Genomic DNA, 11365 nt, shown 5'->3' with positions numbered 1-11365 from the left:
CAGCAGGGACGACGAAGGCCCCGTGAACGGTGGTCCACGGGGCCTTCGGCCAGGTCAGCGGCGCAGCAGCGCCGAGGCACCGTCAGCCGAGGTCGAGCGCGAGCAGGTCCTCGACGGTCTCGCGGCGCACCAGCACCCGCGCCCGCCCCTCGCGCACCGCCACCACCGGGGGGCGCGGCACCAGGTTGTAGTTCGAGGCCATCGAGCGCCCGTACGCACCCGTGGCGGCCACGGCCAGCAGGTCGCCCGCCTGCACGTCGCCGGGCAGCTGCACCTCGTGGACCACGATGTCGCCGCTCTCGCAGTGCTTGCCGACCACGCGTGCCAGCACGGGAGCCGCCGACGAGACCCGGTTGGCCAGCTCGGCGTGGTAGTGCGCGCCGTACAGGGCGGGCCGGATGTTGTCGCTCATGCCGCCGTCGACCGAGACGTACGTGCGCACCCGGCCGTCGTCGAGACGCACCGGCTTGACCGTGCCGACCGTGTAGAGCGTCATGCCGGCCGGACCAGCGATGGAACGGCCCGGCTCGATGGAGAACCGCGGCAGCGGCGTGCCCAGCTCGGCGGCCACCGCCTCGACCGCAGAGGCGACCTCCTTGGCGATGCGGTCCGGGTCGAGCGCGACCTCACCGGGCAGGTACGCGATGCCGTACCCGCCACCCAGGTCCACCTCGTCGACCAGCACGCCCGTGCGCGCCGCCAGTTGCGCCCGCAGGGTCAGCACCGCCCGTGCGGCGACCGTGAACCCCGAGGGGTCCAGGATCTGCGAGCCGATGTGCGAGTGGATCCCCAGCAGCCGCAGCTCGGGGTGGGCCAGCACCGCCAGCAGCGCCGCCATCGCCGGCGAGTCACCGGGTTCCCCGTCGAGCCCGGGCGCGCCCGGGGCGATGGACAGGCCGAACTTCTGGTCCTCGTGCGCCGTCGAGATGTACTCGTGGCCGCCCGCGTGCACACCCGTGGTCACCCGCACCATGACCGGCGCGGGGGCGACCCCCAGCGCCCGGACAGCCGCGGCCACCCGGTCGATCTCGACGAGGGAGTCGACGATGATCCGACCGACGCCCGCCTCGAGCGCCACGTCGATCTCGGCGTCCGACTTGTTGTTGCCGTGCAGGCCCAGGTCCGCACCGGGCACGCCCGCGCGCAGCGCCGTGGCCAGCTCGCCCCCGGTGGAGGTGTCGACCCGCAGGCCCTCCTCGTGCACCCAGCGCGCGACCGCGACCGACAGGAACGCCTTGCCGGCGTAGTACACGTCGACACCCGTGCCGACCTGCGCGAACGCCTGCTCGAACGCCTCGCGGTAGTGCCGGGCACGCCGGCGCAGATCCACCTCGTCGAGCACGTACGCCGGGGTGCCCTGCTGCGCCGCGAGCGTGCGCACGTCCAGGCCCGCCACCCGCAGCGCACCGTCGTCGCCCCGGGTCACCCCGGTCGACCACGGCTCCCCCAGGCTCACATGCGCTCCGGGGCGCTGACGCCCAGCAACGCCAGGCCGTTGGCCAGCACCTGACGGGTCGCGTCGTTGAGCCACAGGCGCGTGCGGTGCACGTCCGAGACCTCCTCGTCGCCGAACGGCGTGACCCGGCGCTGGTCGTACCACTTGTGGTACGCCCCGGCCAGCTCCTCCAGGTAGCGGGCCACGCGGTGCGGCTCGCGCAGCTCGGCGGCCTGCGCCACCACCCGCGGCAGCTCGGCGATCTGCCCCAGCAGGACCGACTCCGTCTCGTGGTCCAGCAGCGAGGCGTCGAAGCCGTCGGTGCGGCGCACCCCGGCCTGCGCCGCGTTGCGCGCCACGTTCACCGTGCGGGCGTGCGCGTACTGCACGTAGAACACGGGGTTCTCGTTGGTCGCCCGGGCCAGCAGGTCCAGGTCCAGGTCGATGCTCGAGTCGGCCGACGAACGAGCCAGCGCGTACCGCGCCGCGTCCACGCCGACCGCGTCGACCAGGTCGTCGATCGTGACGACCGTGCCCGCACGCTTGGACATGCGCACCGGCTGACCGTCGCGCACCAGGTTCACCAGCTGGCCGATGAGCAGCTCGAGGTTGACGTGCGGGGTGTCGCCGAACGCCGCGCACACCGCCATCATTCGGCCGATGTACCCGTGGTGGTCGGCGCCCAGCATGATCAGGACCCGGTCGAACCCGCGCTCGCGCTTGTCGAGGTAGTAGGCGATGTCGCCGGCGATGTAGGCGGCGTTGCCGTCCGACTTGATGATGACGCGGTCCTTGTCGTCACCGAAGTCGGTCGTGCGCAGCCACGTCGCCCCCTCGGACTCGTACACGTGCCCCAGCTCGCGCAGGCGGGCCACGGCCCGCTCCACGGCACCCGACGCGTGCAGCGAGTCCTCGTGGAAGTACACGTCGAAGTCGACGCCGAAGTCGTGCAGCGACTGCTTGATCTCCCCGAACATCAGGTCGACCCCACCGGCACGGAAGGCCTCCTGCGCCTCGGCGTCCGGCAGCGTCTTCGGGTCCGGGCGGCCGTCCGCGAGCGCGATCGCGGTGACCCGCTCGGCGATCTCGGTGATGTACTGCCCGCCGTACCCGTCCTCCGGGGCCTCCAGGCCACGGGCACGGGCCAGCAACGACCGCGCGAACCGGTCGATCTGCTCGCCGTGGTCGTTGAAGTAGTACTCGCGCTCGACCTGCGCGCCCGACGCGGCCATCACGCGGGCCAGCGAGTCGCCCACGGCCGCCCACCGCACACCACCGATGTGGATCGGGCCGGTGGGGTTCGCCGAGACGAACTCCAGGTTGATCCGCAGCCCGGCGAACGTGTCGTTGTTGCCGTAGGTGGCGCCCTGCTCGACGACCGAGCGGGCCAGCTCACCGGCGGCGGCCGCATCGAGGGTGATGTTGAGGAACCCGGGGCCGGCCACGTCGACCTTCGCCACACCGGGGAAGTCCGCCAGGCGCCGCGCGAGCTCCTCGGCGAACGCGCGCGGGTTCACGCCGGCCTTCTTGGCCAGCTGCATCGCCACGTTCGACGCCCAGTCGCCGTGCTCGCGCTGACGGGGTCGCTCCACCCGGACCTCTGCCGGGACGTCCTCGACCGCGAGGGTGAACGTGCCGTCCTCGACGGCGGACAGCAGGGCGGCACGCAGTGCCTGGGAGAGCTCGGCGGGAGTCACCTGACAAGGGTAGGGGAACGCTGGCGCGCACCCTTCGCCGTCGTGTTGACTGCAGGCCATGCCCGCACACCGAGACGACCAGGCATGACGCGCCGCACCGGGCTGATCGACACCACCGTCGGCGAGATCCGCTCCCGCATCGTCTCGGGCGAGTGGCCCGTCGGTTCCCGCATCCCGCCCGAGCCCGCCCTGGTCACCCTGCTCGGCGTGGGTCGCAACACCGTGCGCGAAGCCGTCCAGTCGCTCGTGCACGCCGGGCTGCTGGCCCGCCGCCAGGGGTCGGGCACGTTCGTGCTGTCCACCTCGGAGATGGCCGTCAGCATGGGACGCCAGATCGCCGAGGCCCGCCAGCGCGACGTCATCGAGGTGCGCCGCGCCCTGGAGATCGAGGCCGCACGCCTGGCCGCCCGCCGCCGCTCCGCCGACGACGCCAACGCCCTGCTGCACCGCCGCGACGAACGCGCCGCCGCCTACCAGGCCGGCGACCTCGAACGCATGGTCACCACCGACCTGGACCTGCACCGCCTGATCGTGCGCACCGCCGCCAACCCCGTGCTCAACAGCCTGTACGAGAACCTGCTCGACGCGATCGGCGAGAACATCCGCTTCAACTTCGTCGCCGACACCCACGGGCACGACGCGCACGACGGCCTGGTCGACGCCATCGTGGCCGGCGACGACGACCGCGCCGTCGAGGAGACGTCCCAGTACCTGTCCGCGCTGCTCGGGGACCGCTGATCGGCTGGTAGTGTCGTGCACCGCGCAGCACCGTCTCGACGGTCCGCGTGAAGGCCCGCGTAGCTCAGTGGATAGAGCGTCTGCCTCCGGAGCAGAAGGTCGAAGGTTCGAGTCCTTTCGCGGGCACCCATCACAGCCGGTCCCAGTGGTGCGCCTGCACGCTCGTCGGGAATCGTGCGCGATCACTGTGCATGAGGTCGCCGCGGGTCGGTCGTCAGCCGCCGGGGATCAGGCCCGCAAGGAGGAAGTACCCGGCCAGCACGGGCAGTGCCACGGCCAAGCTCCAGGTCACTGTCTCGCGGACACCGAATCGCCGCTCTGGCGAGCCACCGTCTCCAGGTGTCGCGTCCATCACTCAGACGTGCCGCCACGCGAGGGCGGCGTCTGAGCAGCCCATCGGCGGGCTACACCGGCCCCGGCAGGAGGGTGCGCAGGTAGACGCGGTTGCCGTCGGGGTCGGCGACGACCAGGTTGCGGGCGCCCCACGGGCGGGCCGTGGGTGGTTCGAGGACCTGCACGCCCAGGCCGAGGAGTCGTTCGTGCTCGGCGTCGACGTCGTCGACCGCGAACGCGACGACCAGGCGCTGACGACCCTCGGGGTCGGTGGAGTCGTCCTGCTGGATCGAGAGCTGCAGGCCGTGCTGCTCGAACGTCTGGTGCACGGGGTCGTCGCTGTCGCTGAGGGTGCCGAGCAGGTCGCGGTAGAAGGCGGCGAGCCGCCGGACGTCACGAGTGAGGAAGCAGACCTCGGCGAGCTCGACGCTCATGCGCTGTGCCCCTGTTGCCGCGACTCCGCCGGGCGGCGCATCGGCAGGTGCGGGATGGCGTCCTCGTCGTACGGTTCGCCGTCGACGGCGAACCCGAACCGGGCGTACCAGGGCGCCAGGTGCGCCTGGGCGCCCAGGACGATGTCGGCGGTGGGGTCCAGCTCGGTGCAGCGTTCGACGGCTCGCCGCATGAGCTCACCGGCGACGCCGCGAGACCGGGCGGCGGGGGCGGTCGCGACGCGTCCGATGCGCAGGGCGGTCGCGTCGTGCAACACACGGACGGTGGAGAGGACCTCGTCGCCGTCGGTCGCCCACAGCAGCTCGGTGCCGGGTTCGACGTCGCGGCCGTCGAGGTCCTCGTAGGCGCAGTGCTGCTCGACGACGAACACCTGCACACGCAGACGCAGCAGACGGTAGAGCACCAGCGGGTCGACCTGCGCGGTCGGGGCGCGGTGGTAGGTCAGGGTCACGGGTGGTGAGGCTACTGGGTGGCTACCGGGTGGCTACTGGGTGGCGCATGCCGTCAGCAGGGTGGACGTGGCGGCCGTGAGGGTGTCGGCGTCGACGGGCTCAGGGGCGTCGTCCTCCTGGCCCTGCGCCCACCGGTCCACCTCGTACGGGGTGGTGTAGGTGGCCAGGGCGGCGGTGACCTCCGTGTCGTCGGGGGCGGAGGCGCGCAGGGCGGCGACGTAGCTCGCGGCGACGTCGCGGACGGGGGCGGTCACCTCGGTGCCGTCGATGACGGCGGAGGCGAAGTCCGTGTAGTCGGCCACGCCGGCGATGAGCTGCGTGCAGAAGTCGGGGTGCGACTCCACGAGCGGCTCAGGCTGCGAGGTGCACCCCGCGGCGGCGGCACCCAGCAGCAGCGTCAGGGCGATCAGCGCGCGGCGCGTCATGACGGCCGCCCGGCGTGCAGCAGCGCAGGGTCGGCGAGCACCCGCACCGGGCGCACCCGGTACTGCGCGCACCAGGCCAGCAGCTCGGTGAGCAGGGCCGCCACGACGAGGACCACGACGACGAGCACGGGCGCAGCGAGCGCACCCATCGCGCTCCACGTGCCCAGCAGCGCCTGACGTGCCGCGAGCGCGACGAGCAGCACCCCGCCGACGGCCGCACCGATACCCAGCAGGCCCAGGGCGTGCTCGGCCAGGAACAGGCCCGGTCGGCGACGTCCGCGGTGCACCTGGTCGACGTGCGCGGCGCCGAGCAGCACCGCGAGCGCGGCGGACCAGGTGAGCACCACGGGGTACGGGAAGCGCACGGGTTGGGCGACGACGATCAGGGTGAGCCCGAGGCAGGAGCCGACGAACACGGCCAGCGCGGACCACAGGGGCGCGTCCAGGCGCAGGCGTTCGCGTCCGCGGGTCAGGCGGGCCACGGTGGCGCGGCGGGTGCGGGGGACGCGCACGAGCACGGCCAGCAGCAGGGCAGGGCCCAGGCCCACGGCGACGGTGAGTGCCAGGGCGGCCACGACCAGGCCGCTCACACCCGCACCTCGTCGGTGGCCGCGGCCGTGCGCGGGTGGGGCAGCACGTCACCGGCACCGGTGCGTCGCGCGGCGCGGGTGGGTGGCGGCGCCACGGGGGTCGGGGGGTTCAGGCGGGCCGTCTCGATGGACGCGATCAGCTCGTCGAGCTCCTGCTCGCTCTCGCCGAAGCCCAGGGCGACCAGGGCCACGTCACCGTCGAGCACGTGCACGTAGCCGTACGCGGCCCACAGCTCGACGGTGCGCTGCTCGAGCTCGCCCGGGTCGAGGACCACGCGCACGCACGAGCGGGAGAACAGGCCGATGAACGCCGAGTGCCCGTCGAGGATGGTCTGCTGGCCGGTCGAGGTGTCGACCGTGAGGGAGTCGATGACGTCCTCGAGCCGCACCCCGGCGGGGCTGATCGCCCGGATGCGCATCACGCACCTGCCGGCGGCAGCTGCTCGACGTAGAGGAAGTCCTCGTCGTCGCGGTCGTCGTAGCTGCCCTCGCAGATGCCCTCGAGCACGTCGAGGCTGGTGGCCAGGTCGGCGACGACACCGGGTTCGCCGGTGTACCGCTCGGAGACCACGAGGCGCTGCGCGAGGTAGTTGCGGATCATGCGGGCGCGCCGCACGGTCTTGCGGTCCGACTCCCCCAGCTCCTCCAGACCGACGATCGAGACGATCTCCTCGATCTCGGAGTACCGCTGCAGGCACGCACGTGCGGCCGTGGCGACCTGGAAGTGGCGGTGGCCGACGAGGGTCGGGTCGAGACCGCGCGAGGTGGAGGCCAACGGGTCGATCGCCGGGTAGATGCCCGAGGCTGCGACAGCCCGTGACAGCACGACCGTCGAGTCCAGGTGCGCGAACGTGGCCACCGCGGACGGGTCGTCGATGTCGTCGGCGGGCAGGAACACCGCCTGGACGGACGTGATGGCCGCCTTGGTGGTCGAGGCGATGCGCTCCTCGAACCGGCCGATCTCGGCCGCCAGGGTCGGCTGGTAGCCGCCGATGATGGGTGCCTTGCCCAGCTGGGTGGACACCTCCGCACCGGCCTGCAGCATGCGGAACACGTTGTCGACGAAGAACAGCACGTCGCGGCCCATGTCGTCACGGAAGTACTCGGCGACGGTCAGCCCGGCGTACGCGGCCTGGATGCGCACACCGGGTGCCTCGGACATGCGGCCCAGCACGATCACCGTGGACTCCATGGCCCCGGTCTCGGTCAGCTCACGGTGCAGCTCGACGCCCTCACGGCCGCGCTCGCCGACCCCGGCGAACACCGAGACGCCGCCGCTGGTGCCGATGCTGGCCATGAGCTCCTGGATGAGCACCGACTTGCCCACACCGGCACCGCCGAACAGCCCGGCCTTGCCGCCGCGCAGGATCGGGCACATGACGTCGATGGCACGGATGCCCGTCCGGACGATCTCACGTCGGCTGGACAGGTCGGCCAACTCGGGCGCGGGCCGGGCGATGGGGCGCAGCTCGGTGAACTGCAACGGGCCACGGTCGTCGGTCGGGGTGCCGCGCGCGTCGAGGCGGCGCCCGAGCAGGCCCTCGCCCACCGGGAAGCACATCGGTGCCCCGGTGGCCAGCACCTCCTGGCCACGGCGCACCCCGCTCGTCTCGCCGATCGCGTTGGCCCGCACGGTGTCCAGACCCACGTGCGCGACGACCTCGGCGGCGTACGTGCCGGCCGGGCCGGTGTACTCCAGCGCGGCGCCGATCTCGGGCAGCTCCTGGTTGGCGAACAGCGCGTCGAGGATGAACCCGTTGACGCCCGTCACGGTTCCCCGGCGCACCGCCGTGGACTGCTCAGTCATCGCGTGCTCCCCTGCTGGTGCGCCGTCCACGGACGGCCTGCTGGCTGCTCATCACGTCCAGCAGCTCCGCCGACTCGGCGGCCATGCGGACCTTGCGGTAGTGCCGACGCCGCTCCGTCAACGAGTCGCGCAGCGCCCGCTTGGACAGGTTGGTGGTCATGCGGCGCATGCCGTACTCGGAGGCCACCGCGTGCCGCACCCACGCGAACAGCTGGCCGATGGCGTAGCTGTCGACGAACTGGGTGAGCACCTCCGCCGGTTCGAGCTCGAAGTCGACCACGGGGGCGTGCACGTCGACGGGTCGCGGTGGCGGCAGGTGCAACGGGTACAGCTGCACCACGCGCGCCGTGAACGTCACGACGTCCTCGTAGTGGGTGTAGACGACCAGGACACGGCGGTTGTGACCGGCTCGCACCCGGTCGACGGCCGCGGCGGCCAGGCCGGCGACCGTGGCCACGTCGACGCTCTCCAGGGCCAGGTCGTACGCGCCCAGCACGGCCTGCCGGCGGTCGGTCAGGTGGCGCAGGCCACGGCTGCCGATGACGAGGTAGTCGGCCTCGACCGTGCGCTCCGCATCGTCGCCTGCGCCCGCGCCCGCGCCCACGTCTGCGCCCTCGGACTGCAGGTGCTTGTCCAGCGCGGTGAACACGTCCTGGTTGTACGAGCCGCACATGCCCATCGAGGAGGTGATCAGCACCACCAGGTCGCGGCGGCCCTGCCCCTCGGCCTCCACCGAGTAGCGCAGCTCGCCGTGCTCGGCGATCTCCGCGATCGAGTGCAGCACCGCCTCGGTGTACGCGTGCACGGCGTCGACCTGCCGGCGCAGCTCGGGCAGGTGCACCATGGCCAGCAGCTCGAACGCGTGCACCACCTGGCTCGTGGCCTCCAACGAGTCGATCTCGTCGGCCAGGGCCTTCAACCCGGTGGTGCTCATCCGAGCCTCGCCCGGGCGGCCTCGACCACGCCGCGCAGGAACTCCAGGTGCGGTTCGGCGAGCTCGTCGATCTGCCGGATCGAGTCCTCGAAGTCCGGGTAGTCCTCCGACTCGTTGGCGACCTTGACCAGCAGGTCGCGCATCACGGTCATGTCCCATGCGGGCAGCGCCGCCAGCACGCCCTGCTGCAGCGCCCACAGCAGCACCACCAGCTCACCGAGCCGGACCGGCTGCCACGCCCGCTGCGCCAGGACGGCACGGATGGCGCGCGCCTGCGCGACCTGGTGCCGCTGGTGCGCGCTGAGGGCGTTGTCGTACATCAGCATCGGCTTGAGGTCCTCGTACGCGGCCAGCACCCGACGCAGACCGCCGGTGAGCCGGGCGACCACCGGGTACTGCGCGTCGCGGCCGATGCGGGACACCGAGGGTCCCAGGTCGATCGGGGGCATCTGCCCCTCGTTGGCCAGCGTCGAGGACAGCACGATCTGCCCGTCGGTGATGGACATGACGTTCGAGGCGATGTACCCGGTAACGTCACCGGACAGCGTGTCGACCAGGGCGAGCATGGTGATCGACCCGCCGCCCTTCTCCTCGGTCATCTGCGCGCCACGTTCCAGCAGGCTGCCGTGCAGGTAGAACACGTCACCGGGGTACGCCTCACGGCCCGGGGTGCGGCGCAGCAGCAGCGCGATCGAGCGGTACGCGTCGGCGTGCGCGGTGAGGTCGTCGAAGACCAGCAGCACGTCCTCGCCGGCGTCGCGCAGCTGCTCGGCCAGGGCCGCGGCGTAGTACGGGGCCAGGTAGATCTCCGCCAACGAGGCGTCCGCCGGGGCCAGGACCACGGTCGTGTACTCCATGGCGCCACGCACCCGCAGCTGGTCGCACAACGCCGAGACCTCGCTGATCCGCGACCCCAACGCCACGTACAGGCAGCGCACCCGCTTGCCACGCTGGTTGACGATGATGTCCATCACCAGCTGCGTCTTGCCGGTGGCCCGGTCTCCGAGGATCTGCTGGCGCTGGCCCTTGCCGATCGGGGTGACCGCGTCGATCGCGACGATGCCCGTCTCCAGTGGCCGGTCCACGCGGGCGATCGCGCTCAGCTCCGGCGGTTCGGCGAAGGCCGCGCGACCGACCGTGCCGGCCAGCCGGCGGCCGCCGTCCACGGGCGTGCCCGAGCAGTCCAGCACCCGACCGGCGATGTCACCGCTGACGGTGGCCGTGAACAGCTCACCGGTCAGCTCGACCGTCGACCCCTCGCGCACCGTGTCACGGCCGCGCGCCATCACACCGATGCCGACGAAGTCCTCGGTGAGCAGCACCACCACGCCACGGTGCGTGCCGTCGATCAGCACCACCTCGTTGAGGCGCGCCTTGAGCAGCCCCGAGCAGAACACCACACCGTCGGCGACCTCGGTCACCGCACCGAGCTCGCCGTACACGTCGCCGAACCCGCCGAGGGCGGCCTGGGAGAGATCCACAAGATGCGTCACACGCTCACCTGCCTGGTCAGACCGGGGTGGCCGCCGTCCCAGGCGGACGTGGTGGCCAGCTGCCGCAACGACAGGTCGACGTAGCCGAGCTCGGAGTCGACGACCACACCGGCCAGCAGGTGACGGTCGACCTCGCACCGCGCCGCCGGGTCGGCACCGGCCTCGGCCAGCAACCGCCGGACCGTGTCCACACCGTCGCTGCTGGGCACGCGCACCACGGGGCGCGCACCGCTGCGGGCCAGCTGCGCGCACCGGCGCAACCGGTCGACGAGGTCCTCGACCGCGACATGGCTGTACCGGTGCACCAGCACCGGGGCGGAGTGGCGGAACTGCTCGTCGCACCCGGCCAGCAGGTCCAGCCGGTCCAGCACCGCACCGGCCTCGGCGGGCGAGGTGCTCGTCGCGAACAGGCGGGTGCGCAGACCGAAGTCACGTGCCCGTGCCAGGAACAGCTCGGCGGAGCCCAGGTAGGAGTCGACCTCGCGCGGCGTCAACGCGGCCAGCAGCGCCGGGATCTCCCGGTACGGCAGCGCCAGGCTCGCGATCCGGGTCGCCACGATCCGCTGATGGGTGTCGATGGCCTCCCGGAACAGCGACTCCTCGTCGTCGAGGTAGCGGGGCACCAGGTCGTCGAACAACGACTCGAGCTCCACGGCGCTCTGGCCGGCCACACCGCCGACCGCCCGGCCGGCCGCCACGGCATGCTCACGCAGGTCCCGGACCTGCTCCTCGAGCGTCTCGGCCCGGTTCGACGCGAACACCGCCGCCGCGCGTTCGCGCTCACCGGCCGACCGCGCCTCGTCGAGCTCGGCCAACGCCACCTCGAGCTGCCGGGTCAGGTCCCGCTGTGCCGCCGAGGCGCTCGTGTAGCCCGCACGGAAGAACGCCAGGTCCGCGTCGTGCGTACGGTCCACGGTGTGCAGCAGACGCCGGGCGACGGCCGTCGAGGCCACCGAGGTCACCGCGAGCACGAGGACCACGACGAGCTGCGTCGTCAGGTCACCCATG

Annotated in this window: 12 protein-coding genes and 1 tRNA gene; 2 read left to right on the top strand and 11 right to left on the bottom strand. The window is 72.4% G+C overall.

The window, feature by feature from the left end:
* Window positions 1–82 precede the first annotated feature (82 nt).
* Together lysA and argS are read right to left on the bottom strand one after the other, a co-directional pair.
* Window positions 83–1456 (bottom strand): diaminopimelate decarboxylase, encoded by a 1374-nt coding sequence (lysA, locus tag ACTHAM_RS13160; RefSeq protein ID WP_440688171.1) that lies wholly within the window; start codon window positions 1454–1456, stop codon window positions 83–85.
* Window positions 1453–3132 carry an arginine--tRNA ligase gene (gene argS, locus ACTHAM_RS13155; RefSeq protein ID WP_440688169.1) on the bottom strand — a complete coding sequence of 560 codons (1680 nt, stop codon included), beginning with the start codon at window positions 3130–3132 and terminating at the stop codon, window positions 1453–1455. The genes lysA and argS overlap by 4 nt, the downstream gene beginning before the upstream one ends.
* An 84-nt stretch (window positions 3133–3216) precedes the next feature.
* On the opposite strand from argS, the gene ACTHAM_RS13150 reads away from it, so the two are divergent.
* Window positions 3217–3870 (top strand): FadR/GntR family transcriptional regulator, encoded by a 654-nt coding sequence (locus ACTHAM_RS13150; protein WP_440688167.1) that lies wholly within the window; start codon window positions 3217–3219, stop codon window positions 3868–3870.
* Window positions 3871–3923: 53 nt separating this feature from the next.
* Window positions 3924–3996: transfer RNA gene (locus ACTHAM_RS13145), tRNA-Arg, on the top strand.
* Window positions 3997–4274: 278 nt separating this feature from the next.
* Here the strand turns inward: ACTHAM_RS13145 and ACTHAM_RS13140 are convergent.
* From ACTHAM_RS13140 to ACTHAM_RS13100, 9 genes are read right to left on the bottom strand one after another with little or no spacing between them, the layout of a single operon-like run.
* Window positions 4275–4637 carry a VOC family protein gene (locus ACTHAM_RS13140; protein ID WP_440688165.1) on the bottom strand — a complete coding sequence of 121 codons (363 nt, stop codon included), beginning with the start codon at window positions 4635–4637 and terminating at the stop codon, window positions 4275–4277.
* A complete protein-coding gene (locus ACTHAM_RS13135) occupies window positions 4634–5107 on the bottom strand; it encodes a GNAT family N-acetyltransferase (RefSeq protein ID WP_440688163.1) in 474 nt (157 codons plus the stop codon). Before ACTHAM_RS13135 ends, ACTHAM_RS13140 begins: the two co-directional genes overlap by 4 nt.
* 33 nt (window positions 5108–5140) lie before the next feature.
* Window positions 5141–5533, bottom strand: coding sequence for a hypothetical protein (locus tag ACTHAM_RS13130; RefSeq protein ID WP_440688161.1), 393 nt, complete (start codon window positions 5531–5533; stop codon window positions 5141–5143).
* Entirely contained in the window at window positions 5530–6123 is a 594-nt protein-coding gene (locus tag ACTHAM_RS13125; RefSeq protein WP_440688159.1) for a hypothetical protein, read from the bottom strand. Before ACTHAM_RS13125 ends, ACTHAM_RS13130 begins: the two co-directional genes overlap by 4 nt.
* Window positions 6120–6542 (bottom strand): hypothetical protein, encoded by a 423-nt coding sequence (locus ACTHAM_RS13120; RefSeq protein ID WP_440688157.1) that lies wholly within the window; start codon window positions 6540–6542, stop codon window positions 6120–6122. Before ACTHAM_RS13120 ends, ACTHAM_RS13125 begins: the two co-directional genes overlap by 4 nt.
* Complete coding sequence (atpD, locus tag ACTHAM_RS13115) at window positions 6542–7930, bottom strand: F0F1 ATP synthase subunit beta (protein WP_440688155.1); 1389 nt, start codon at window positions 7928–7930, stop codon at window positions 6542–6544. The genes ACTHAM_RS13120 and atpD overlap by 1 nt, the downstream gene beginning before the upstream one ends.
* Entirely contained in the window at window positions 7923–8864 is a 942-nt protein-coding gene (locus ACTHAM_RS13110; RefSeq protein WP_440688153.1) for a F0F1 ATP synthase subunit gamma, read from the bottom strand. The genes atpD and ACTHAM_RS13110 overlap by 8 nt, the downstream gene beginning before the upstream one ends.
* A complete protein-coding gene (locus tag ACTHAM_RS13105; RefSeq protein WP_440688151.1) occupies window positions 8861–10357 on the bottom strand; it encodes a F0F1 ATP synthase subunit alpha in 1497 nt (498 codons plus the stop codon). Before ACTHAM_RS13105 ends, ACTHAM_RS13110 begins: the two co-directional genes overlap by 4 nt.
* The gene (locus ACTHAM_RS13100; RefSeq protein WP_440688149.1) at window positions 10354–11364 is read right to left on the bottom strand and encodes a hypothetical protein; all 1011 of its coding nucleotides are present in this window, start codon (window positions 11362–11364) and stop codon (window positions 10354–10356) included. The genes ACTHAM_RS13105 and ACTHAM_RS13100 overlap by 4 nt, the downstream gene beginning before the upstream one ends.
* Window position 11365 lies beyond the last annotated feature (1 nt).

It is taken from the genome of Cellulomonas soli (assembly GCF_052036975.1).
GTDB lineage: Bacteria > Actinomycetota > Actinomycetes > Actinomycetales > Cellulomonadaceae > Cellulomonas > Cellulomonas soli_A.
Note: the sequence above shows the minus strand (reverse complement) of the source record. Positions and strands in the feature narration are given on the sequence as shown.